Source organism: Pseudomonas sp. PDM01 (genome assembly GCF_014852325.1).
GTDB lineage: Bacteria > Pseudomonadota > Gammaproteobacteria > Pseudomonadales > Pseudomonadaceae > Aquipseudomonas > Aquipseudomonas migulae.
The window spans coordinates 203,103-227,833 of record NZ_JACVBK010000004.1; the positions used below are offsets into that span (position 1 = coordinate 203,103).

Consider the following 24,731-nt stretch of genomic DNA (forward strand, 5'->3'; position numbering starts at 1 on the left):
CGCGAGCAGGCTCACTCCTACATTTTGATTGCATTTCAAGCGGGGATTGATTGATCCAGCGCCACACCCGCACCCACCAACCCGGAATACGGCGCCGTCACCAGCCACACCGGAATTCCCTTGAAGTAATCGCTCATGCAACCCTTGTCGGCAAAGCACCGCGCAAAACCGCTTTCGAGGAAGAAATCGGCAAACCGTGGGATCACCCCACCGACGATAAACACGCCACCGCGCGCGCCCGTGGTGAGCACGTTGTTGCCCGCCACGCGACCGAGCCAGCAGCAGAACTGTTCCAGCACTTCCAGCGCAATCGGATCACCCGCCAGGCCGGCGGCGGTAATCGCTTCCGGCGTTTCGAGCACAGGCGTATGCCCGTCCACCGCGCAAATCGCCCGATAGACGCGCGGCAAGCCGCTGCCACTCAACGCCGTTTCCGCGCTGACATGCCCAATCTCGTTGAAGATGTGCTGCCACAACTGAGTTTCACGCGGGCTGCTCAACGGCAAATCGACGTGGCCACCCTCGCCCGGCAATGCAGCAAAACGCCCTTCGCCGAGATCGAGCAAAGTACCGACGCCCAACCCCGTGCCCGGACCAATCACCACCGCCGGGCGCAACGGCTCCGGCGTGCCTTCGCAAACCACGCGGAATTCGCCCGGCTGCAAACGGGTCATGCCCAGCGCCATCGCCGAGAAGTCGTTGACCAACAGCAGTTGCTCGACTTGCAAGGTCTGGCAGAACGCCTTGCGACTGAGGCGCCAGTGATTGTTGGTGAACTTGAATTCATCACCGCTCACCGGGCCGGCCACTGACAGACACACGGAACCAATCGAACCTGGCGCCAACCCCTGCCCGTTCAGATAGACGCTGATCGCCTCTTCCGGGCTGGGAAAATCTGCCGTTGCCAGCACCTGGACCGATTCCAGCTGCTGGTTTTTCCACAACGCGAAACGTGCGTTGGTCCCACCGATGTCACCGACCAAAGCCAGTTTCAATTAAGCGTCTCCAGGGCAGAAGTAAAGGCGCTGGCGCCCTGCTCTGCGGAGCTGAAGGCCATGCGCATGAAACCAAACAGCTCGCGACCGGTGCCAATGTTGTTGCCCAACAGGCCTTTGGCCGGCGTGCGCGCTGCGAATTCTTCGGCGTCAACCTTAAGCTCCAGAGTGCCTTTGACGCCATCGACGCGGATGATATCGCCCTCTTGGACTCGCGCCAAAGCGCCGCCCACGTAAGCTTCGGGGCTGACGTGAATCGCCGCCGGGATTTTCCCCGAGGCGCCGGACATGCGTCCGTCGGTGACCAGCGCGACTTTGAAGCCGCGATCCTGCAGCACGCCGAGGAACGGCGTCATTTTGTGCAGTTCCGGCATGCCGTTGGAGCGCGGGCCCTGGAAGCGCATCACCGCGACAAAGTCCTTCTCCAGTAAACCGGCCTTGAACGCATCGGCCAGATCCTGTTGATCCTGGAACACCATTGCCGGTGCTTCGACGATCTGGTTTTCCAAGGCGACTGCCGAGACTTTCATCACGCCACGACCGAGGTTGCCTTCCATCACGCGCAAGCCGCCCTCGGGCGAAAACGCACGCGCCACCGGGCGCAGGATGGTTTCATCGAGGCTGTCGGTGACGCCTTCGCGCCATACCAGCTCACCGTTATCGAGGAACGGTTCCTTGGTGTAGCGGCTCAGGCCGTGGCCCAGAACCGTGTTGACGTTTTCGTGGAGCAGGCCGGCTTCCAGCAGTTCGCGGATCAGGAACGACATGCCGCCCGCCGCCTGGAAGTGGTTGATGTCGGCTTTGCCGTTCGGGTAGACGTGGCTCAGGGTCGGCACGACTTCGGAGAGGTCGGCCATGTCCTGCCAGGTCAGTTGAATGCCCGCCGCCATGGCAATCGCCGGCATGTGCAAAGTGTGGTTGGTCGAACCGCCGGTGGCGTGCAGCGCCACGATGGAGTTGACCAACGAACGCTCATCGACGATTTCGCCGATCGGCATGAAGTTGCCATTCTGCTTGGTCAGGCGCGTGACCTGATGCGCCGCTTCGCGGGTCAGGGCATCGCGCAACGGCGTGTTCGGGTTGACGAAAGAAGCGCCCGGCAAGTGCAGGCCCATGACTTCCATCAGCAACTGGTTGGTGTTGGCGGTGCCGTAGAAGGTGCAGGTGCCGGGGCTGTGGTAGGAATTCATTTCCGATTCCAGCAGCTCTTCGCGAGAGGCCTTGCCTTCGGCATAGCGCTGACGCACATCGGCTTTCTGCTTGTTGGAAATGCCCGAGACCATCGGCCCGCCCGGTACGAAAATCATCGGCAGATGACCGAAGCGCAACGCGCCCATCATCAGGCCCGGCACGATTTTGTCGCAGATGCCGAGCATCAGCGCGCCATCGAACATGTTGTGGGAAAGGGCAACAGCGGTGGACAGCGCGATCACTTCACGGCTTGGCAGGCTCAGTTCCATGCCCGGCTCGCCTTGGGTCACGCCATCGCACATCGCCGGGGTGCCGCCGGCGAACTGGCCGACGGAGCCGATTTCGCGCAGGGCTTTTTTGATCAGTTCAGGAAAGACTTCGTACGGCTGATGCGCCGAGAGCATGTCGTTATATGACGAAACAATCGCGATGTTCGCGGAGTTCATCATTCGCAGGCTGTTCTTGTCTTCGGTGCCGCAACCGGCCACGCCATGGGCGAAGTTGGCGCATTGCAGCTTGCCGCGCATCGGACCGTCGCTGGCCGCACCGCGAATGAGCGCAAGGTAAGCCTCGCGGGTTGCGCGGCTGCGGGCGATAAGCCGTTCGGTGACCTCAAGGACGCGGGGATGCATGTGTAGAACTCCAGGCTAACGGATGTGGCGACCTGATTGTCTATGCTGAACAAGAGCCGTTGTTGATGGGATGACAAACGGCTTTCTTGATCATTCGGACCAGTTGATTCAGGTCACTCGTTGTAGATTGAACAAAATATTGCCACTAAAAAGGCTTGTTTTCTATTTTTATGCGAATAATCTTGTAATTCCAACAACAAAACGACGGCGGCCCTGTTAAATGACTCTTCGAATCGCAATCAATGGTTTTGGCCGTATCGGCCGCAACGTCCTTCGCGCACTGTATACCCAAGGCTACCGTCAGGATTTGCAGATCGTTGCAATCAATGACCTGGGCGACAGCGCGATGAACGCTCATCTGCTCAAGTACGACACTGTTCACGGCACGTTCGACGCCGATGTCCAGCATGATCAGGAAAGCCTGACCGTCAATGGCGACCGGATTTCCGTCAGCGCCATTCGTAACCCGGCCGAGCTGCCTTGGGCTGCGGAAAAGATTGATGTGGTGTTCGAATGCACCGGTTTGTTCACCGACCGGGCCAAAGCCGCCGCGCATATTACGGCCGGCGCGCGCAAAGTGATCATCTCTGCACCGGCCAAAGGCGCCGACGCCACCGTGGTGTATGGGGTGAACCACGACATTCTGCGCCAATCGCACCAGATTATTTCCAACGCGTCGTGCACCACCAACTGCCTGGCCCCGGTGGCCCAGGTGCTGCACCGCGAACTGGGCATCGAAAGCGGTTTGATGACCACCATCCACGCCTACACCAACGATCAAAACCTGACCGACGTCTACCACACCGACCCGTACCGCGCCCGTTCGGCCACCCAGAACATGATCCCGAGCAAGACCGGTGCGGCCGAAGCGGTCGGCCTGGTGCTGCCGGAACTGGCGGGCAAACTGACCGGCATGGCCGTGCGTGTGCCGGTGATCAACGTGTCACTGGTGGACCTGACCGTGCAACTGAAGCGCGAAGCGTCGGCCGATGAAGTGAATGCACTGCTCAAGGAAGCCAGCCAGCATTCGAAGATTCTGGGCTACAACACGTTGCCGCTGGTCTCGAGCGACTTCAACCACAACCCCCTGTCGTCGATCTTCGACGCCAACCACACCAAGTCCAGCGGCAAGCTGCTGAAGGTTCTGGCCTGGTACGACAACGAATGGGGCTTCTCCAACCGCATGCTCGATAACTGCCTGGCGCTGTGCAACGCTGAGTAACTCTGTGCCTGTTGCGCCGTACCCGACTCTGTAGGAGCCAGGCTTGCCGGCGAAGAACGATGACGCGGTCTAACAGATACATCGCGCCGCTCGGTTCGCGGGCAAGTCGGGTCGCCGCACCGCTCGCGCCTACAGGCGATGGCGTACTCAACCATCGTCGGTAACCTGCCTACGGAACACCCCATGATCGGTATCAGCTTCACGCAAAAAACCGTCGCCGCGCGCAAACGCATCGCCCTGGTCGCCCATGACCACTGCAAGGTGTTCCTGCTGGACTGGGCCGAGCGGCACAAAGACAAGCTCGCGCAACATGAACTGGTCGCCACCGGCACCACGGGTTTGTTATTGCAACAACGCCTCGACCTGCCCGTGGAAAGCATGATCAGCGGCCCCTTGGGCGGCGACCAGCAACTCGGCGCACAAATCGCCGAGCAGCGGGTCGACATGCTGGTGTTCTTCTGGGACCCGTTCGAACCGCAACCCCATGACCCGGACATCAAGGCATTGCTGCGGGTCGCGGCAGTCTGGAACATTCCCGTCGCCTGCAATGAATGCAGCGCCGACTACCTGCTCAGCAGCCCGTTGATGGATCAGGCGCATTCCCATCGCATTCCCGATTACGCGACCTATTTGCTGGGCCGCGCATAAACCTTCACAAATCAGGACTTGACCATCGTAGCGGATGATAAGCATTATCATTTGATCAAAATGGATCAGGTCCTCCCGTGAGTCAATCGCGCTTCAATCACGTCTTCATCGCCCAGCGCGTCTCTCTGCTGCGCACGCTGGAGCGGATGGTCAACAATCACAGCACCGCCGAAGACCTCTTGCAGGAGACCTACCTGCGCGTAACCCGTGCGCTCAGCGAACGGGCCATCGACCACCTTGAACCCTTTGTTTTCCAGACCGCCCGCAACCTGGCGCTGGACCATTTGCGTGCTCGGCGCATTCAGTCCCGGACGATGCTCGACGACGTGCCGATGGACGTGGTGGAAAGCATTGCCGCACCGGCCAGCAGTGCCGAGGACGCCGCCCATGCCAAACAATTGCTGGAGCGTTTGAACGTGAGCCTCAGTGAACTCAGCGCCCGTCAGCAGCAGATTTTCATTCTCAGCCGTTTGCACGGGCACAGCTATCTGGAGATTTCCGAGAAGCTCGGCGTGTCATTGAGCACGGTGCAAAAGGAGTTGAAGCTGATCATGGCCATCTGCATCGGTGTCGCCGAACGGTTAAACGGCGACTGAGCAAGCAAGGCTTTGCTACCCTTGCCCACTTTCAAGCTCCACTAAAAAACAGCCGTGCACAGACACTGCCAAGGAAACACCGTGACGGACACCCACCGCTCCCCTCCGCCCTCCCCGGCGCGGGACTCCGCAAGTGCGATGGACCAGGCCCTGGACTGGCTGATCGTGCTGGGCAGTCCGAGCGAAGAACAGTCTCGCCAGTTCCAGGCATGGCTGGACGCCGACCCTTTGCATGCGCAAGCGTTCGCCAAGGCCCAGGCCATCTGGGACGGCCCGCAAGTCGTGCAATGCGCGCAGCACCTGGCCGCGCAACCACCCAAAGTCACCGTGTTGTCGCGCCTGCGCCCGCACTGGAAACCATTGGCCACCGCTGCCGTGTTGATCCTCGGCCTGTTCAGTTTCAGCAACCTGCCCCTGCGTCTCCAGGCCGATCACCTGACGGTGGTCGGTGAGCGTCAGCGCCTGCAACTGGAGGACGGCTCGAAAGTCCTGCTCAATACCAATTCAGCGTTTTCCAGCACCATCAACGATCAGCAGCGCGTCGCCCGCCTTTATCAGGGCGAAGCGTTTTTCGAAGTGCCGGCCCATCGCGGCCAGCCGCTGGAAATCGACGCCGGACCGGTGAAGGCCAGCGTGCACGACACCGCATTTGCGGTGCGCTACCTCGATGGCGTGACGCAGGTTCAAGTGCAGCGTGGCGATGTCGACTTGCGGGCGACCCGCGACGACGCACGGATTCGCCTGTCTGCTGGCGAAAGCATCCGCATCGGCCCCAACGGTTTCGACCGGCCGGCCAGGCTCGACGCCGCGACTGACCTGGCCTGGGTCCAGGGCCGACTGGTGTTTGAAAACTGCCCGATGAGCCAAGTGCTGGCGGAACTGCGTCGCTACTACCCAGGCTGGATCATCAACAACAACGAGCAGTTGGCCGACGTCGCCGTGACCGGCAATTACCGTCTCGACCAGCCGCTGGACGTGGTCCGCTCGCTGGCGCACATCACCTCGGCGCGGCTCCAGGAATATCCGGCGCTGGTGATCCTGAACTAAATGAGAGTTATTTTTACTCGATAGCTGAAGCTCGTACGTCTCGTTATAGCCAATGCAATTGATTCGCATCTTCATATGCCAATCAGCACCTATAAAGATTCGTGCGACTCGGAGCGCTATCGATGTCCTCTCGCCTTACCCGCCACTCCTCTTCACCGTCCCGCGTGCTCTCGCTGCTGACCGCCGCCATCCTCATGGCTGGTAGCGCGCCGCTGATGGCCGCCACCGCCGCCGAGCAACCAACGCGCAACATGGGCGATTACGCGTTTGCGATCCCGCAACAGTCGCTGGTCTCGGCACTCAATGCCTTTACCGCGGTGACGGGCTGGCAGGTCGGCTTGCCGGCAGAACTTGGGCAAGGCGTGGCCTCGCCGGGTGTGCGCGGGTCCTTGTCGCCGGAGAAAGCCCTGGATCGCCTGTTGGTGGGGACCAACCTGAGCTATCGCAAACTGGGCAACAACAACATCGTCCTGGAAAAGCGCCCGAGCAGCAGCGCGCTCAATCTGCAACAGGTGACCATCAGCGCCACCCGCCAGGAACAAACCGTGGAAAGCGTGCCGGGCATCGTCACCGTTCACACCCGCGAAGAGCTGGACCGCAACAACGTCAACACCATCAAGAACCTCGTGCGTTACGAACCGGGCGTTTCGGTCGGTGGTGCGGGCCAGCGCGGCGGGATCAGCGGCTACAACATCCGCGGCATCGACGGCGACCGGATCCTGACCCAGGTCGACGGCGTCGAAGTGCCCAACGATTTCTTCAACGGTCCCTATGCCAAGACCCAGCGCAACTACGTCGACCCGGAGATCATCAAACGCGTCGAAATCCTCCGCGGGCCGGCCTCGGTGCTGTACGGCAGCAACGCCATCGGCGGCGCGGTCAGCTATTTCACCCTCGACCCGGACGACATCATCAAACCCGGCAAAGACGTCGGCGCCCGCCTGAAAACCGGCTACAGCTCCGCCGACGAGAGCTGGTTGAAGTCCGCGACCGTGGCTGGCCGCGCCGAGCAGTTCGATGGCTTGCTGCATTACAGCCAGCGCGACGGTCATGAAACCGAATCCTACGGCAGCAACAACGGCACCGGCCTGGCGCGCACTGCGGCCAACCCGGAGGACGTGCGAACCTACAACGTGCTGGCCAAGATCGGCTGGAACTACAACGAAGATTCGCGCCTGGGCCTGACGTATGAAAAGTACAAGGACGACCGCGACACCGATCAGAAAAGCGCCTACGGCGGTCCGTTCGACAAAGGCCAACCGGCGATTCCGGCCAGCGTCCTGCCGGGCGGCATGTACCAGTGGCGCACCGGTAACGACACCGTCACCCGCGAGCGTTTCGGCCTGGAACACAGCTTCGCCCTCGACAGTCTGCTGGCAGACAACGTCAAGTGGAGCCTGAACCACCAGGTCGCCAAGACCGACCAGAGCACCGAAGAGTTCTACTACCCGATCTCACGCAAAGTGCTGCGCACCCGCGAAACCCTTTATGAAGAAAAGCAGTGGGTATTTGACGCGCAACTGGACAAGGCTTTCAGTCTTGCCGACACCGAGCACCTGCTGACCTACGGCACCACGATCAAGCAGCAGAAAGTCACCGGTTCGCGCAGCGGCAACGGCACCTGCCTCGCGGTCTTTGGCTCCTGCCGAACCCTCGGCGCCGTCAGCACCGCAGACGTGCTGAAAAAATCCAGCGACTTCCCCGACCCGACCGTCAACACCTACAGCCTGTTCGCCCAGGATCAGATCAGCTGGGACAAATGGACCTTCCTGCCGGGGCTGCGCTACGACTACACCGAGCTCAAGCCGCACATCACCCAGGAGTTCTTGAACACCGTGGCGGCCGATGGCCGCGGCACCGTCAGCAACGACTCAAAAACCTGGCATCGCGTGTCGCCGAAATTCGGCCTGACCTACGCCCTGACCGACCAGTACACCTGGTATGGCCAGTACGCCGAAGGTTTCCGCACACCGACCGCCAAGGCGTTGTACGGACGCTTCGAGAACACCACCACCGGTTATCGCGTGGAACCCAACCCGAACCTCGACCCGGAAACCAGCAAAGGTTTTGAAACCGGTCTGCGCGGTCAATTCGAATCGGGCTCCTTCGATGTGGCTGTGTTCTACAACAAGTACCGCGACTTCATCGAAGAGGATGCCATCTCCCCCGGTTACAACGAGCTGACCTTCCAGAGCGCCAACATCAAGCGCGCCACGATCAAGGGCGCAGAGGTCAAGGGACGTCTGAACCTCGACGTCTTCGGCGCGCCACAAGGTCTGTACACCCAGGGCTCGGTGGCCTACGCCTACGGTCGCAACAATGACAACGGCGAACCGATCAACAGCGTCAACCCGCTGACCGGCGTGTTCGGCCTCGGTTACGACCAGGACAACTACGGTGGTTTGCTCAGCTGGACGCTGGTGAAAAAGAAGGATCGCGTCGACGACACCAAATTCAAGTCGCCGGACGGCGTCAGCAGCCAGTTCAAATCGCCGGGCTTCGGCGTGCTGGACCTGACCGGTTTCTACAAAGTGACGGACGACGTGACTGTCAGCGCCGGGGTCTACAACCTGACCGACAAGAAGTACTGGCTGTGGGATGACGTGCGCGGTTACGACGGCGTCGGCGAGGCTTCGGTCCTCAGCCCGGCCAACCTTGATCGCCTGACTCAGCCGGGTCGCAACTTCGCGGTCAATCTGGTCTGGGACATCTGATCCTGCACGCTCACTGCGCGGCTTTTTATAGCGCCGCACAGTGAGGTTTTTTTACTGTCAGGCGTCTTCTTGTTCGTCTCGTTACCAAGCGCCTCTTTTCTTCAAGGATTTCTCATGACTAACCAGGACACTGCTCAACGCCCGGTTTTGCGTTCGCAACGCTTGAACCAGATCACCCATGAGCCCCACACCAAACTCGATGCGCTGGTCAAAGCCCATGCGCCGTTCGAAACCCAGGCCAATTTCGCCCGTTTCGTGGTGGCGCAATATCTGTTCCAGTCGGAGCTGGTGGCGCTGTACAACGATGCCGAACTGATCACCATCGTTCCCGATCTGGCGGCGCGCTGCCGTGCCGAGGCGGCCAAGGCTGACCTGGCCGATCTGGACACCGAAGTGCCGGCGCCTGTCGCGGGCGCAGTGAACACCCCGAGCAAAGCCGAAGCGCTGGGTTGGTTGTTTGTGTCCGAAGGCTCGAAGCTCGGTGCAGCGTTCCTGATCAAACGGGCTGTCGGCCTGGGCCTGAGCGAAACCTTCGGTGCCCGTCACCTCGGCGAACCGGCCGGTGGCCGCGCTGAAGGCTGGAAAAGCTTCGTCAAGACGCTGGACGGTCTGGAACTCACCGAACAGGAAGAAGCCGAGCTGGATAAAGGCGCAATTAATGCGTTCAACCGCTTCACCGTGTTGCTGGAACACGCCTACGCCACCATCCCCGAACTCGCCTGATAACCCCGCCCTTGTAGGAGCGAGGCTTGCCCGCGAAGAACGATAACGCGGTCTATCTGAAAAACCGCGGCGCATTCTTCGCGGGCAAGCCTCGCTCCTACAGGTCATAAATCGATCTTATGACTCGCTCCTCCTCCAAACTCGCCCGTTTCCTGTTCGGTCTCTTGGCCTACATCAGCCTAGCCATCGGCCTGATCGCCATCGTCGTGCCAGGCCTGCCGACCACCGAGTTCGTCCTGCTCGCCGCCTGGGCCGCGACCAAGAGTTCGCCGCGCCTGAGTGCCTGGCTGGAAAACCATCGGCTGTTCGGTCCGATCCTCTGCAACTGGCGCAACGGCAAAATCGTTGCGCGTCGAGCCAAGGTCAGTGCCACCGTGAGCATGTTGCTGTGCGCCGGGTTGATGCTGGTCATGCTCGATCACGGTTGGCCGGTTTACCTCGCCATCGCCGGCATGAGCCTGGGCAATCTGTGGATCTGGTCACGACCGGAATCACTGCCGCAAACCACCTGACACACTCCGCGATTTATCCCCGTTTTAAAGCGCTTTTCGGCACTTTTTCCCGCGCAAACGTTCAACCATGACCGTTCGTCGGGGTCACCTTCATGCATCCTCGCACCACGCCGATGCGCAGAGATTGGCGCTGAATGGATTTGGCGAACCGGGTCGGCCTCGACTCGCAGCCAACACTTCATCCCTTCGCGAGTTCGTCCTATGTTCGACTCTCTGTCCATCCGCCTGAAAATCGTTCTGCTCTCCGGTCTATGCCTGCTGGGCGTGGTCGTCCTGATCGTCAGCATGAACTTCTACCAGACCAACCAGAACGATGAGCTGGTCAGCGCCTCCAGCAGCAAAATGCTCACCAACAGCGTGCAAGACCTGCTTCAGGCCAAGGCTGCCGAGCAAGCGGTGCGTGTGCAGAAAACCTTTGGCGAAAGCCTGCTGGTGGTGACCGCCCTGGCGGACCAGATCAAGGACATGCGCACCCTGGCTGCCAAGCGTTCGCTTGAGGCCGGCGCCCTGCGTGAAGAGCTGAACCAGAGCCTGAAAACCGCCTTCGAGCGCAACAGCAAAGTGCTGGGGATCTGGCTGGCGTTCGAACCCAACGGGCTGGACGGCAAGGACAGCGAGTTCGCCAATGACGCCGCTCGCCAGTCCAACGAAGCCGGTCGTTTCGCCAGTTACTGGAGCCGCGCCGGTGGTACCGCGCTCAACACGATCATGGTCGAAGACGACATGACCAAAACCACCTTGAGCCTCAGCGGCACGCCTTACAACAGCTGGTACACCTGCCCTCGCGACAACAAGCGCACCTGCTTGCTGGACCCGTACGCCGACACCGTCGGCGGCAAGGAAATGCTGATGACCACCATTTCCGTTCCGCTGCTGGTGGACGGCAAATCCATCGGTGTAGTCGGTGTGGACATCGCCCTCGACGCCCTTCAGGCAGCGGCTGTCGATTCCCAGCGTGATCTGTTCAACAGCGCCGGGCACATGCTGATTGTCTCTGGCAGCGGCGTGCTCGCCGCTTACAGCGTCGACGCGAGCAAGGTCGGCAAAAGCATCGGTGAAACCCTGGGCGCAGAGGGCAAGGATGTCCTGCAATTGCTCAGCGGCGGCGCACCGAAAATCCTCGAACAAGGTGATTTGATTCGTGCGGTGTACCCGGTCAGTCCGATCAGTGATTCCAAAGCCTGGGGCGTGGTGATCGACCTGCCCAAGCAAGTGCTGCTGGCCGATTCGGTGAAGCTGCAAACGGTGCTCGATGATGCCCAGCAAAGCGGCACGATCAAAGCCGTGCTGGTGGCGGTCGCTGCCGGCCTCGTCGGCCTGCTGCTGATCTGGCTCACCGCGTCGGGCGTGACCCGGCCGATCAACAGCGTCGCCGAGATGCTCAAGGCCATTGCCAGCGGCGACGGCGACCTGACCCAGCGCCTGCATTACAGCAAGCAGGACGAACTGGGCGAACTGGTGAGTTGGTTCAACCGCTTCCTCGACAAGCTGCAACCGACCATCGCGCAGATCAAACAGAGCATCACCGATGCCCGTGGCACCGCCGACCAGTCTTCGGAAATCGCCCGCCAGACCAGCGAAGGCATGCAGGTGCAGTTCCGCGAAATCGACCAGGTCGCCACCGCGTCCAACGAAATGAGTGCCACGGCCCATGACGTCGCCAACAGTGCGTCGAACGCGGCAAACGCGGCCAAGGGCGCTGACCAGTCGGCTCGCGATGGCATGTCGATCATCGAACGCAGTACCCGCGACATCAATCAACTGGCCGACGAAGTCAGCAAGGCGGTGACCGAAGTCGAAGCGCTGGCGGTCAACAGCGAGCAGATCGGTTCGGTGCTGGAAGTCATCCGCAGCATCGCCGAGCAGACCAACCTGCTGGCGCTCAACGCCGCCATCGAAGCCGCCCGTGCCGGCGAGAGCGGTCGCGGTTTTGCGGTGGTGGCCGATGAAGTGCGCAACCTGGCCAAACGCACGCAGGATTCGGTGGAAGAGATTCGTATCGTCATTGAGCGCATCCAGACCGGCACCCGCGGCGTGGTCGCCACCATGCATTCGAGCCAGACCCAGGCGCACAGCAACGCCGGGCAGATTCAACAAGCGGTGCAAGCCTTGAGCAAAATCAGCGACGCGGTCACGGTGATCAGCGACATGAACCTGCAAATCGCCAGCGCCGCCGAACAACAAAGCGCCGTGGCCGAAGAGGTCAACCGCAACGTCTCGGCGATCCGCACCGTCACCGAAACCCTGACCGGCCAGGCCACCGAATCGGCGCAGATCAGCAGCCAGCTCAACTCCCTGACCACCCACCAGATGAAATTGATGGATCAGTTCCGCGTGTAGCTGCCACGGCCCCTGTAGGAGCGAGGCTTGCCCGCGAAGAACGATGACGCGATCTGCCAGGTAGACCGCATCATCGTTCTTCGCGGGCAAGCCTCGCTCCTACAGGTTTCACCCGCATCATCAGCTGTTTGATCTATGCTCGGCCTCTCGTTCCGGAGGGCCTTCGATGACTGATTTACTCACGTCCATTCAAGCCGCACTCGGCTTGCCCCACACCCCGATTCCGTTCACCTCGAAGGGCGCCCTGCCCTCGGCGTTCGCCGTCACTGACCTGGCGAGCGCCAGCATTGCCGCTGCCGGCCAGGCGGTCAGCGAGTTACTGCACCAGCACACCGGTCATTTGCCCGGCCTTGAAGTCGACTCTCGCCTCGCGTCTTTCTGGTTCGCGACGTCGATCCGTCCCGTCGGCTGGAGCGTTCCTCCACTCTGGGACCCGGTGGCCGGAGACTACCCGACCAGCGACGGCTGGATCCGCCTGCACACCAACGCGCCACATCACCGTGCGGCGGCCGAAAAAGTGCTCGGTGCTTGTGCCGACCGCGCCACCGTAGCGAGCAAGGTTGCGCAATGGGCGAAAACCGATCTGGAACACGCCGTGGTCGAGGCCGGTGGCTGTGCCGCCGAAATGCGCAGTTGGGCGCAATGGCAGGCGCATCCCCAGGGCCAGACGGTGAACTCTGAGCCACTGATTCAGTTCAGCGCCGGCGACCCTGAATCGTCGCCATCGTGGCAAGGATCGGTGGCACGACCACTGGCCGGAATCAAGGTGCTGGATTTGACCCGCGTGCTTGCAGGCCCGGTCGCCAGTCGCTTTCTTGCCGGCCTCGGCGCCGACGTTTTGCGCATCGACCCACCGACCTGGAACGAGCCCGGCGTGGTGCCGGAAGTCACCTTGGGCAAACGCTGCGCACGCCTGGACTTGCATGACCCGGCAGATCGCATCCTGTTCGAAAGCCTGCTCAAGGACGCCGACATTCTGCTCCACGGCTACCGCGCCGATGCCCTGGAACAGCTGGGTTATGGCGTCGCCGAACGACAGGCACTCGCGCCCGGCCTGATCGACGTTTGCCTGAACGCCTACGGCTGGAGCGGACCATGGCAGAACCGCCGCGGCTTCGACAGCCTGGTGCAGATGAGCAGCGGGATTGCTGAAGCGGGGATGCAATGGAAGAAGGCGGACAAGCCGACGCCGTTGCCGGTGCAGGCGCTGGATCATGCCACTGGGTATTTGATGGCGGCTGCGGCGATCACGTTATTGGGACGGGGTGGGTCGGCACGGCTGTCGCTGGCGCGGACGGCGAAGTTGTTGATTGAACAGGGTACGGGGACGAGTGAGCTGCTGCGGGCAGAGGATGAAAACGATCAGGACTTGCTGGTTGAACAGACGCCCTGGGGGCCGGCGCATCGGCTTCATGTGCCACTGAAAATCACCGGGACGCCGTTGCAGTGGGCGATTCCGGCGTCTGAATTGGGTTCACATCGCGCGCAGTGGTGGTGACTTTCAAATAGCTATCGCCGGCAAGCCGGCGATAGCGGTCGAACAGTCACTAAAAATCCCGGATCAGCTCAGTCCGCCCGACTCAGTGATGTCCACAAAAGCTGCGCCGCATACCCTCGACAAGGCCGCCAACCCTCGGCCCGCGCCAACAACTCCCGAGCCGTCACCCGCGCCCCCTCAAGCGCTGACAACGCATTGATCAACCCCACATCCCCATTCGGAAATGCATCCATCTCGCGCAATTGTCGCAAGGCAATGTACTGCGCCGTCCAGTCGCCAATCCCGTGCAACGCCTGCAACCGCGCCACACCACCCTCACGCCCCGGTTCAAACAATAACGGATCATCAAGCAACGCCTGGGCCACACCCGACAACGTCCGGCCCCGGCTTTTCGGCATGCCCAGCGCCGCCAGATCCGCCTGCGCCAATACGCCAGCCACCGGGAACACCTGCGTGATACCGGGCAAAACCGACGCCAAAGGCGGCCCATATTGCACCACCAGCTTCCCCGCCAACCTGATCGCCGCAACCACGCTGATCTGCTGCCCCAAAACCGCACGAATCGCCAGCTCCAGACCGTCCCACGTCCCCGGAACCCGCAATCCCGGCCGCTCGGCAATCAACCGCGCCATCAACGGGTCAGCCTCCAGCGACCGATGAATCGCCGCTAAATCCGCATCCAGATCAAACATCCGTCGCAACCGCACAACGATCTCCGGCACCGCCGCCGGGTCAGGAAAATCCAGCGTCACTTCCAGCGCATCGCCCGCCACCGGCCTTATCGAAAACGTGCCGTGAGCGCCGTCCAGGCCGATGCTGCGCGAATACACGCCATCCACCACCGTTTCCATACCCGCCACGGCCCGCGCCGACAAGAAGCCCAGCATCGCCGGCCAGTCATAGGGCGGCTGATAGGCCAGCCGCAACCTCACAACGACAGAAATCCGCTGTACAAACCGTACGCCGCCAACCCGGCGCCGCTGATGACCGCGGTAAATATCCCTTTCTCGATCGCTGTAAACAGCGGCTCACCCTGCTCACGTTTGGCCTTGGCGAACAGAATCACCCCCGGCGCATACAACAACGCCGACAGCAGCAAATACTTGACCCCGCCGGCGTACAACAGCCACACCGCATAACTCAGCGCGATGCCGCCGATCAGCAAGTCCTTGGTGCGTTCCGCCGACGCGTGCTCGTACGTTTCGCCGCGCCCGCTCAGCAACACCGCATACGCTGCCGACCACAGATACGGCACCAGAATCATCGACGACGCGAGGTAGATCAGGCTGGTGTAAGTCCCGGCGGAAAACAGCGTGATCAGCAGGAAAAGCTGGATCATCACGTTGGTCAGCCACAGCGCATTGACCGGCACATGGTTGGCGTTTTCCTTTTTCAGGAAGGCCGGCATGGTCTTGTCCTTGGCCGTGGCAAAGAGGATTTCGGCACAGAGCAGCGCCCAAGAGAGCAACGCGCCGAGCAGCGAAATCGCCAGGCCAATGCTGATCAACAACGCGCCCCAGGGCCCGACGATATGTTCCAGCACCGCCGCCAGTGACGGGTTCTGCAGGTTGGCCAGTTCCGGTTGGCTCATGATCCCCAACGACAACACGTTCACCAGCACCAACAGCGCCAGCACGCCAATAAAACCGATGACCGTCGCCCGGCCGACATCCGAACGTTTTTCCGCCCGCGCCGAATACACACTGGCGCCCTCGATGCCGATGAACACAAACACGGTGACCAGCATCATGTTGCGCACCTGATCCATCACGCCGCCGAAATTCGGGTTGCTGCGGCCCCAGATGTCACGGGTAAAGATGTCAGCCTTGAACGCCACGGCGGCGATGACGATGAACATGATCAGCGGCACGATCTTGGCCACGGTGGTCAACTGATTGATGAACGTCGCCTCCTTGATCCCGCGCAGCACCAGAAAATGTACGGCCCACAGCAGGACCGAGGCGCAACCGATGGCGATGGGCGTGTTGCCCTGGCCAAACACCGGAAAGAAGTACCCGAGAGTGCTGAACAGCAGAACGAAGTAACCGACGTTGCCCAGCCAGGCGCTGATCCAGTACCCCCACGCGGACGAGAAACCCATGTAGTCGCCGAACCCTGCCTTCGCGTAGGCGTACACCCCGGAATCCAGCTCGGGTTTGCGATTGGCCAGCGTCTGAAACACGAAGGCCAGCGTCAGCATTCCGACGGCGGTGATGGCCCAACCGATCAATATCGCGCCGGCATCGGCACGGGCGGCCATGTTCTGCGGCAAGGAAAAGATCCCGCCGCCAATCATCGATCCAACCACCAGCGCGATCAGTGCGCTCAGGCGAAGTTTTTGCGTCGGTTGCGACATGCCTGCGTCTCCATTTTTCCCGATGTGACCGGGGAATGACCACGGCCGGGAAACCGTCACATGGTTGGTTTTAACTAAATAGGTACAGCGTAATAACGTTTATTAGAAAACGCCAAGTCATGTCCGTTATTTATAGCGGATGATTCTATTAGCGTCTTGGCAAAGAGCGAATTTGTGGGTCAATCTTAATTAATCGATTCCATACCTGAAACCGGCGTCAAAAATTTGCGGAACGCAGAAAACGAACTAGCGTAAAAGTTCCAAGCAATTGGAGTTATTCCTTTTGTATGAGTCGAGGCCTCTGGACCGGGCTTTTCCGGAAATACCGTTATGCCCGGAAAAGGTTCATAAGTCTTTCATTAACAATGGAATGTAGCCATGCACTGATCTAAGTCAGCTGACTGAATTGCTAACAGAACTACTCTGTTGTCTCTCTTCTCCTGCATTGGAGTCATGCAATGTCTGAATCCCCCGGAAAACTGAAACTCGGTGCACTTGTTGCGTTGGTTGTCGGCTCTATGATCGGTGGCGGGATCTTTTCTTTGCCCCAGAACATGGCCGCCAGTGCCGACGTCGGCGCGGTGCTGATCGGTTGGGCCATCACTGCCGTAGGCATGCTGACACTCGCCTTCGTGTTCCAGACACTCGCCAATCGCAAACCTGACCTGGACGGCGGGGTCTACGCCTACGCCAAGGCCGGATTCGGCGACTACATGGGTTTCTCCTCCGCGTGGGGTTACTGGATCAGTGCCTGGCTCGGTAACGTCGGTTACTTCGTCCTGCTGTTCAGCACTCTCGGCTACTTCTTCCCGATCTTCGGCGAAGGCAATACCGTTGCCGCTGTGATTGGTGCGTCGCTGCTGCTTTGGGGCGTGCACTTCCTCGTGCTGCGCGGGATCAAGGAAGCGGCGTTCATCAACCTGGTGACCACCGTCGCCAAGGTCGTGCCGCTGCTGCTGTTTGTGCTGATCGCGATCTTCGCCTTCAAGCTCGACATCTTCACCGCTGACATCTGGGGCGTGAAAAACCCCGACCTGGGCAGCGTGATGAACCAGGTGCGCAAAATGATGCTGGTCACCGTCTGGGTGTTCATCGGCATCGAAGGCGCGAGCATCTTCTCGGCGCGGGCGGAAAAGCGCAGCGACGTCGGTAAAGCCACCGTGATCGGCTTCATCACCGTGCTGTTGTTCCTGGTGCTGGTGAACGTGCTGTCGCTGGGCATCATGACCCAACCGGAACTGGCAAAACTGCAGAACCCGTCGATGGCCGCGGTGCTGGAGCACGTGGTCGGTCACTGGGGCGCGGTGCTGATCAGCGTCGGCCTGATCATTTCCCTGCTCGGTGCGTTGCTGTCATGGGTGCTGTTGTGTGCGGAGATCATGTTCGCCGCCGCCAAGGACCACACCATGCCGGAATTCCTGCGCAAGGAGAACGCCAACCATGTGCCGGTCAATGCCTTGTGGCTGACCAACGCGATGGTGCAGCTGTTCCTGATCATCACGTTGTTTTCCGCCAGTACTTACCTGTCGCTGATCTACCTCGCCACTTCAATGATTCTGGTGCCGTATCTGTGGTCCGCGGCTTATGCACTGCTGCTGGCGGTGCGCGGCGAGAGTTATGAAAACGACTCGGGCGAACGCTCGAAGGATTTGCTCATCGGTGCCATCGCGGTGATCTACGCGGTCTGGCTGGTCTACGCAGGGGGCACCAAATACTTGCTGTTGTCTGCCCTGCTCTATGCGCCCGGGGTCATCCTGTTCGCCAAGGCCAAGCGAGAACTCGGCAAACCGATTTTCACCAACGTCGAGAAGCTGATTTTTGCAGCCGTCATCGTGGGCGCCCTGGTGGCAGCTTACGGGCTGTATGACGGCTTCCTGACCCTGTAATACCCGATTGTTTTGTCATCTGGAGGATCACTGTAATGACCACGGAAAAAGTTAAGTACGGCGTACATTCCGAAGCCGGCAAACTGCGCAAAGTCATGGTTTGCTCCCCCGGCCTGGCCCACCAGCGGCTGACCCCGAACAACTGCGACGAACTGCTTTTCGATGATGTGCTGTGGGTCGCCCAGGCCAAGCGTGACCATTTCGATTTCGTCACCAAGATGCGTGAACGCGGGGTCGACGTGCTGGAAATGCACAACCTGCTGACCGACATCGTCGCGATTCCTGAAGCCCTCGACTGGATTCTGGAACGCAAGGTCACCGCCAATTCGGTCGGTTTGGGGTTGATCGATGAAACGAAGTCATGGCTGCGCAGCCTGGAGCCGCGCAAGATCGCTGAGTTCCTGATTGGCGGCGTCTCCGCCGATGACCTGCCGGACAGTTTCGGCGGCAAGACCATCCAGATGTTCCGCGATTTCCTCGGCCACTCCAGCTTCATTCTGCCGCCGCTGCCCAACACCCAGTTCACCCGCGACACCACGTGCTGGATCTACGGCGGCGTGACGCTGAACCCGATGTACTGGCCGGCGCGCCGTCAGGAAACCTTGCTGACCACCGCCATCTACAAATTCCACCCGCAGTTCACCAACGCCGACTTCGAAATCTGGTACGGCGATCCGGACCAGGAACACGGCAGTTCCACCCTTGAAGGCGGCGACGTCATGCCGATCGGCAACGGCGTGGTGTTGATCGGCATGGGCGAACGCTCATCCCGTCAGGCCATCGGCCTGTTGGCCCTGAACCTGTTCAAGAACAAGGCCGTCGAAAAAGTCATCGTCGCTGGTCTGCCGAAGTCCCGCGCAGCCATGCACCTGGACACCGTGTTCAGCTTCTGCGACCGCGACCTGGTGACGATCTTCCCGGAAGTGGTGAACCAGATCGTCGGCTTCACCCTGCGCCCGGATGAAGGCAAACAAGGGGGCATCGACATCCGTCGCGAAGAAGGCAACTTCCTCGATGTGGTGGCCAAGGCATTGAACCTCAAAGCGTTGCGCGTGGTGGAAACCGGCGGCAACAGCTTCGCCGCCGAACGCGAGCAGTGGGACGACGGCAACAACGTGGTGGCCGTGGAACCCGGCGTGGTCATCGGTTATGACCGCAACACCTACACCAACACCCTGCTGCGCAAGGCCGGTGTGGAAGTCATCACCATCAGCGCCGGTGAACTGGGACGCGGCCGTGGCGGCGGCCACTGCATGACTTGCCCGATCATCCGCGACCCAATCGACTACTAAACGACCATCCCCCCGGCCGCACTGACCCGGTAGCGGCCGGGCCGATTACCGAACTCAAGGAGAATCATCATGGCGTTCAACATCCACAACCGTAACCTGCTCAGCCTGGAGCACCACACGCCCCGTGAGCTGCGTTACCTGCTCGACCTGTCCCGTGACCTCAAACGCGCGAAGTACACCGGCACCGAGCAACAACACCTCAAAGGCAACAACATCGCGCTGATCTTCGAAAAAACCTCGACCCGCACCCGTTGCGCCTTCGAAGTCGCGGCCTATGATCAGGGCGCCAACGTCACCTACATCGACCCGAATTCCTCGCAAATCGGCCACAAGGAAAGCATGAAGGACACCGCCCGAGTACTGGGGCGCATGTACGACGCTATCGAATACCGTGGCTTCAAGCAGGAAATCGTCGAGGAGCTGGCCAAGTTCGCCGGCGTGCCGGTGTTCAACGGGCTGACCGACGAGTACCACCCGACGCAAATGATCGCCGACGTGCTGACCATGCGTGAACACGCGGACAAGCCGATCCACGAAATCAGCTACGCCTACCTGGGCGACGCGCGCAACAACATGGGCAACTCGCTGCTGCTGATCGGCGCCAAGCTGGGGATGGACGTGCGCATCTGCGCGCCAAAAGCCCTGTGGCCCCTTGATGATCTGGTCTCGCGCTGCAAGAAATACGCGGAAGAAAGCGGCGCCCGCATCACCTTGACCGAAGACCCGAAAGCAGCGGTCAAGGGCGTGGACTTCATCCACACCGACGTTTGGGTGTCGATGGGCGAGCCGGTCGAAGCCTGGGCCGAACGCATCCAGCAACTGTTGCCCTACCAGGTCAACGCGGAACTGATGAAAGCCACCGGCAACCCGCGCACCAAGTTCATGCACTGTCTGCCGGCGTTCCATAACAGCGACACCAAGGTCGGTAAACAGATTGCCGAGCAGTATCCGCACCTGTCCAACGGCATCGAGGTCACCGATGACGTGTTCGAGTCGCCAGCGTGCATCGCCTTCGAGCAAGCGGAAAACCGCATGCACACGATCAAGGCGATCCTGGTGTCGACCCTGGCTGACCTGTAACGGCTGACCCGGCCTCCTGTAGGAGCCGGCTTGCCGGCGATGGCATCTCCTCGGTCTGTCAGATTCACCGCGGTGATGTCATCGCCGGCAAGCCGGCTCCTACAAGGACATCCGCAACTTCTCTGCTTTAGAAGGACTGAATCATGCGTATCGTCGTTGCTCTGGGCGGTAACGCCCTGCTCCGCCGTGGTGAACCCATGACCGCGGACAACCAACGCGCCAACATCCGGATCGCCACCGAACAGATCGCCAAGATCCATGCCGGCAACGAACTGGTCATCGCCCACGGCAACGGCCCGCAGGTCGGCCTGCTGTCGTTGCAGGCGGCGGCCTACACCTCGGTGTCGCCTTACCCGCTGGACGTGCTCGGCGCCGAAACCGAAGGCATGATCGGCTACATCATCGAACAGGAACTGGGCAACCTGCTGGACTTCGAAGTGCCCTTCGCCACGCTCCTGACCCAGGTCGAAGTCGACGCCAACGACCCGGCCTTCCAGAACCCGACCAAACCCATCGGCCCGGTGTACGCCAAGGCCGAAGCAGAAAAACTCGCCGCCGAAAAAGGCTGGGCGATTGCCCCGGACGGCGACAAATTCCGCCGCGTGGTGGCCAGCCCGAGACCGAAACGCATCTTCGAAATCCGCCCGATCAAGTGGCTGCTGGAAAAAGGCAGCATCGTGATTTGCGCCGGCGGTGGCGGCATTCCGACCATGTACGGCGCTCATGGCAAGCTGCAAGGCGTGGAAGCGGTGATCGACAAAGACCTGTGCTCGGCGCTGCTGGCCGAACAGCTGGACAGCGATTTGCTGGTGATTGCCACCGACGTCAGCGCGGCCTTCATCGACTACGGTAAACCCACGCAAAAGGCCATCGGCCAGGCGCACCCGGACGAAATGGAAAAACTCGGCTTCGCCGCCGGCTCCATGGGACCCAAGGTTCAGGCAGCCTGCGAGTTCGCGCGCCATACTGGAAAGGTCGCGGTGATCGGTTCACTCTCGGACATCGAGGCGATCGTCCAGGGCACGGCCGGCACCCGCATCAGCACGGCAAAACCTGGCATTACTTATTTATAAGGAGAACCGTCAATGGCACAGTTCGAGCCCGGTCACCTGCACATTGAGCGCCATGCACTGACACCGGACGATGTCAGCTACAACGTGCACCTCGACTATGAAGTCAGCAAGAATCCCAAGGGGGAGAAAGGAATTCAGTTCACCCTGCATGGCAGTATTCAAGGAAAGGACGTGAAGGAGCCCTTCTTTCTGCGCAAGGAGGAAGCCTACAACTTCGCCAACAACGTAACGAAAATCGCCGAGAAGTACGGGATTCCGAAGACCCACAGCCAGATCGGCTCGGTCCACAAGCATTACGATCTGATGTTCGAAGACATCCGCAAGCAGCTGGATATGAAATCCGGCGACCCGGTGAACATCGAACACTTCGAATAACCCACGCCCCTGCACAACACAAAACCTGTAGGAGCCAGCTTGCTGGCGATAGCATCGCCTCGGTGAATCAGACAAACCGAGGCGATGCGATCGCCAGCAAGCCGGCTCCTACAGGTGGCGATCCCATCAGCGGATTTCACCTGAACCCCTCCTCCAAGGCATACTTGCCACCCTCCGCACTCCAGAACCCAATACCGCCCCATGCGTATCCACGTCAGCTTCATCGACCGCGTCGGCATTACCCAGGAAGTCCTGGCCCTGCTCGGTGGGCGCAATCTCAATCTGGATGCGGTGGAAATGGTTCCGCCCAACGTCTACATCGACGCCCCGACCCTGAGCCCGGACGTGCTCGAAGAGCTGCACGACGCCTTGCTCAGCGTGCGCGGCGTGCAAGCGATGACGGTGGTCGACATCCTTCCCGGCCAACGTCGGCACTTGCAACTCGATGCGCTGCTCGCGGCCATGACCGACCCGGTACTGGCCCTGGACAGCGCCGGCAAGGTGCTGCTGGCCAACCCGGCATTGATTGCCTTGTACGGTCGCGAACCGGCCGGTGAAAGTGTCGCTGACCTGTTTGCCGATCCCGCATTGCTCGACGCCTTGCTGGAACACGGCTTTCGCCTGCCGCTGCGGGAGATCACCGTCAACGGCCAGACTTTGTTGCTGGACGCCACGCCGATCACCGACGCCGGCGCCCTGCTGACGCTGTATCAACCGAACCGCATCGGCGAACGCCTCTCGGCGCTGCACCACGACCATGCCGAAGGGTTCGATGCGCTGCTCGGCGAATCCCCGGCGATTCGTACGCTCAAGGCCCGCGCGCAGCGGGTTGCAGCCCTCGATGCGCCGCTGTTGATCCAGGGCGAAACCGGCACTGGCAAAGAACTCGTCGCCCGGGCCTGTCACGCCATCAGCGCGCGGCACAGTTCACCGTTCCTGGCACTGAACTGCGCGGCATTGCCAGAGAACCTCGCCGAAAGCGAGCTGTTCGGCTACGCCCCCGGCGCCTTCACCGGCGCGCAACGGGGCGGCAAGCCGGGGCTGATGGAATTGGCCAACCAGGGCACGGTGTTTCTCGATGAGATCGGCGAGATGTCGCCGTACTTGCAGGCGAAACTGCTGCGTTTCCTCAACGACGGCAGTTTCCGTCGGGTGGGCGGTGATCGTGAAGTGAAGGTCAACGTGCGGATCCTCAGCGCCACGCACCGCGATCTGGAAAAAATGGTCAGCGAAGGCTCGTTCCGCGAAGACCTGTTCTATCGCCTCAACGTGCTCAACGTCGAAGTCCCGCCGCTGCGCGAACGCGGCCAGGACATTCTGCTGCTGGCGCGCTATTTCATGCAGCAGGCCTGCGCGCAGATTCAGCGACCGGTGTGTCGCCTGGCACCGGGCACTTACCCGGCGTTGCTGGGCAACCGCTGGCCGGGCAACGTGCGGCAATTGCAGAACGTGATCTTTCGCGCCGCGGCGATTTGCGAAAGCAGCCTGGTGGACATCGGCGACCTCGACATCGCCGGCACCTCCGTGGCGCGCCAGAGCGACACAGAAGTCGACAGCCTGGAGCAGGCGATGGAAGAGTTCGAAAAGACCCTGCTGGAAAAACTCTACGTCAGCTACCCCTCGACCCGGCAACTGGCCAGCCGCCTGCAAACCTCCCACACCGCAATTGCCCATCGGTTGCGCAAGTACGGGATTCCCAACAAGCCGTGAGGCTGAGAATACGATCTCGTTCTCAACACAAAACCACTGTAGGAGCGAGCCTGCTCGCGATAGCGGAGTATCAGTCGATACAAATGGTGACTGACCCTCCGCTATCGCGAGCAGGCTCGCTCCCACAGGTTTTGTGTCCAGCCTGAAAGGCTCTTCAAAAACGACCTCCATCTGTACTGAAAGCGCTACAGCGGAACGATATCGATACACCCTCATCGGATCACCGCTGCACAAGGCTTTGATCCACCTATACTTTTTTGTTCGCACTCGACTGTAGCGATTTCGCTACACCGATCAAAAAGCCATCTTCAAAACAAACTCCTAACCATTTGATTTATAACAATAAAATCAAACTGGCCGCGAAATTGCTTAGTAACCACTCATAAATCAGGGCTTACGCCCAAGCATTCAATCGCGTCCACCAGACGAGTCTGGCCCCCTTAGGAGTTTCCATGAGCGAGTTGCGTTTTACTGAAGATCACGAATGGCTGCGTACCGAAGCTGATGGCTCTGTCACCGTCGGCATCACCGCTTTCGCGCAGAACGCTTTGGGCGACGTGGTTTTCGTACAACTGCCTGAGCTGCAGTCCTACGACAAAGGCGCAGAAGCCGCCACCGTGGAATCGGTAAAAGCCGCCAGCGGCGTGTACATGCCACTCGACGGTGAAGTGCTTGAAGTAAACCCGGCGCTGGACAGCAGCCCGGAACTGGTCAACGAAGATCCGCTGGGCGAAGGCTGGTTCTTCCGCTTCCAGCCAACTGACGCCTCGGCTGTCGCCAAACTGCTGGATCAGGACGCCTACGACCGTCTGATCAAAGCCAACGCCGAAGCCTGAGGAGC

General features: G+C 60.6%; 19 protein-coding genes and 2 pseudogenes. 17 read left to right on the forward strand and 4 right to left on the reverse strand.

Annotated features, from left to right (window positions below; genetic code table 11):
* Positions 1–35: 35 nt before the first annotated feature.
* Positions 36–995: a glucokinase gene (locus tag IB246_RS11775; RefSeq protein ID WP_008038611.1), complete on the reverse strand. Its 960-nt coding sequence runs from the start codon at positions 993–995 to the stop codon at positions 36–38.
* Positions 992–2,818: a phosphogluconate dehydratase gene (gene edd, locus IB246_RS11780; protein WP_008038612.1), complete on the reverse strand. Its 1,827-nt coding sequence runs from the start codon at positions 2,816–2,818 to the stop codon at positions 992–994. The genes IB246_RS11775 and edd overlap by 4 nt, the downstream gene beginning before the upstream one ends.
* Positions 2,819–3,038: 220 nt before the next feature.
* Here edd and gap point away from each other — a divergent pair, with 220 nt between their 5' ends.
* From gap to IB246_RS11825, 10 genes and pseudogenes are all read left to right on the forward strand, one after another.
* On the forward strand, positions 3,039–4,040 hold the full coding sequence (gap, locus tag IB246_RS11785) for a type I glyceraldehyde-3-phosphate dehydrogenase (protein WP_008031008.1): 1,002 nt from the start codon (positions 3,039–3,041) through the stop codon (positions 4,038–4,040).
* Positions 4,041–4,223: 183 nt separating this feature from the next.
* The gene (locus tag IB246_RS11790) at positions 4,224–4,688 is read left to right on the forward strand and encodes a methylglyoxal synthase (RefSeq protein WP_008038633.1); all 465 of its coding nucleotides are present in this window, start codon (positions 4,224–4,226) and stop codon (positions 4,686–4,688) included.
* A 77-nt stretch (positions 4,689–4,765) separates the two neighbouring features.
* Entirely contained in the window at positions 4,766–5,284 is a 519-nt protein-coding gene (locus tag IB246_RS11795; RefSeq protein WP_008038635.1) for an RNA polymerase sigma factor, read from the forward strand.
* Positions 5,285–5,365: 81 nt separating this feature from the next.
* The gene (locus IB246_RS11800) at positions 5,366–6,331 is read left to right on the forward strand and encodes a FecR family protein (RefSeq protein ID WP_008038637.1); all 966 of its coding nucleotides are present in this window, start codon (positions 5,366–5,368) and stop codon (positions 6,329–6,331) included.
* A 122-nt stretch (positions 6,332–6,453) separates the two neighbouring features.
* Positions 6,454–9,045 (forward strand): TonB-dependent receptor, encoded by a 2,592-nt coding sequence (locus IB246_RS11805; protein ID WP_008038639.1) that lies wholly within the window; start codon positions 6,454–6,456, stop codon positions 9,043–9,045.
* 114 nt (positions 9,046–9,159) lie between these two features.
* Positions 9,160–9,768: a biliverdin-producing heme oxygenase gene (locus IB246_RS11810; protein ID WP_008038642.1), complete on the forward strand. Its 609-nt coding sequence runs from the start codon at positions 9,160–9,162 to the stop codon at positions 9,766–9,768.
* Positions 9,769–9,887: 119 nt separating this feature from the next.
* On the forward strand, positions 9,888–10,280 hold the full coding sequence (locus tag IB246_RS11815; protein ID WP_008038644.1) for a YbaN family protein: 393 nt from the start codon (positions 9,888–9,890) through the stop codon (positions 10,278–10,280).
* A gap of 465 nt (positions 10,281–10,745) precedes the next feature.
* Positions 10,746–11,714 (forward strand): annotated as a pseudogene (locus IB246_RS29060) (chemotaxis protein); the annotation flags it as partial.
* A 378-nt stretch (positions 11,715–12,092) separates the two neighbouring features.
* Positions 12,093–12,620: pseudogene (locus IB246_RS29065) on the forward strand (methyl-accepting chemotaxis protein); the annotation flags it as partial.
* Between the two features lie 166 nt (positions 12,621–12,786).
* Positions 12,787–14,118 (forward strand): CoA transferase, encoded by a 1,332-nt coding sequence (locus IB246_RS11825; RefSeq protein WP_008038647.1) that lies wholly within the window; start codon positions 12,787–12,789, stop codon positions 14,116–14,118.
* Between the two features lie 68 nt (positions 14,119–14,186).
* Here the strand turns inward: IB246_RS11825 and IB246_RS11830 are convergent, their stop codons facing one another.
* Together IB246_RS11830 and arcD (IB246_RS11835) are read right to left on the reverse strand one after the other, a co-directional pair.
* The gene (locus tag IB246_RS11830) at positions 14,187–15,050 is read right to left on the reverse strand and encodes a DNA-3-methyladenine glycosylase family protein (RefSeq protein WP_008038649.1); all 864 of its coding nucleotides are present in this window, start codon (positions 15,048–15,050) and stop codon (positions 14,187–14,189) included.
* Complete coding sequence (arcD, locus tag IB246_RS11835; RefSeq protein WP_008027826.1) at positions 15,047–16,474, reverse strand: arginine-ornithine antiporter; 1,428 nt, start codon at positions 16,472–16,474, stop codon at positions 15,047–15,049. The genes IB246_RS11830 and arcD (IB246_RS11835) overlap by 4 nt, the downstream gene beginning before the upstream one ends.
* A 458-nt stretch (positions 16,475–16,932) precedes the next feature.
* Here arcD (IB246_RS11835) and arcD (IB246_RS11840) point away from each other — a divergent pair, with 458 nt between their 5' ends.
* The 7 genes from arcD (IB246_RS11840) (at position 16,933) to gcvH (ending at position 24,726) form a co-directional block, all read left to right on the forward strand.
* A complete protein-coding gene (gene arcD, locus IB246_RS11840) occupies positions 16,933–18,360 on the forward strand; it encodes an arginine-ornithine antiporter (protein WP_008038651.1) in 1,428 nt (475 codons plus the stop codon).
* A 35-nt stretch (positions 18,361–18,395) separates the two neighbouring features.
* Positions 18,396–19,652 (forward strand): arginine deiminase, encoded by a 1,257-nt coding sequence (arcA, locus tag IB246_RS11845; protein ID WP_008027822.1) that lies wholly within the window; start codon positions 18,396–18,398, stop codon positions 19,650–19,652.
* A gap of 69 nt (positions 19,653–19,721) precedes the next feature.
* Positions 19,722–20,732: an ornithine carbamoyltransferase gene (locus tag IB246_RS11850; RefSeq protein WP_008027820.1), complete on the forward strand. Its 1,011-nt coding sequence runs from the start codon at positions 19,722–19,724 to the stop codon at positions 20,730–20,732.
* A gap of 143 nt (positions 20,733–20,875) precedes the next feature.
* The gene (gene arcC / locus IB246_RS11855; RefSeq protein WP_008027818.1) at positions 20,876–21,805 is read left to right on the forward strand and encodes a carbamate kinase; all 930 of its coding nucleotides are present in this window, start codon (positions 20,876–20,878) and stop codon (positions 21,803–21,805) included.
* A gap of 12 nt (positions 21,806–21,817) precedes the next feature.
* Positions 21,818–22,180 (forward strand): DUF5064 family protein, encoded by a 363-nt coding sequence (locus IB246_RS11860; RefSeq protein ID WP_008027817.1) that lies wholly within the window; start codon positions 21,818–21,820, stop codon positions 22,178–22,180.
* Positions 22,181–22,381: 201 nt separating this feature from the next.
* Positions 22,382–23,890: a sigma-54-dependent transcriptional regulator gene (locus IB246_RS11865; protein WP_008027814.1), complete on the forward strand. Its 1,509-nt coding sequence runs from the start codon at positions 22,382–22,384 to the stop codon at positions 23,888–23,890.
* Positions 23,891–24,342: 452 nt separating this feature from the next.
* Complete coding sequence (gene gcvH / locus IB246_RS11870) at positions 24,343–24,726, forward strand: glycine cleavage system protein GcvH (protein WP_008027813.1); 384 nt, start codon at positions 24,343–24,345, stop codon at positions 24,724–24,726.
* The last annotated feature ends 5 nt before the right edge of the window (positions 24,727–24,731 follow it).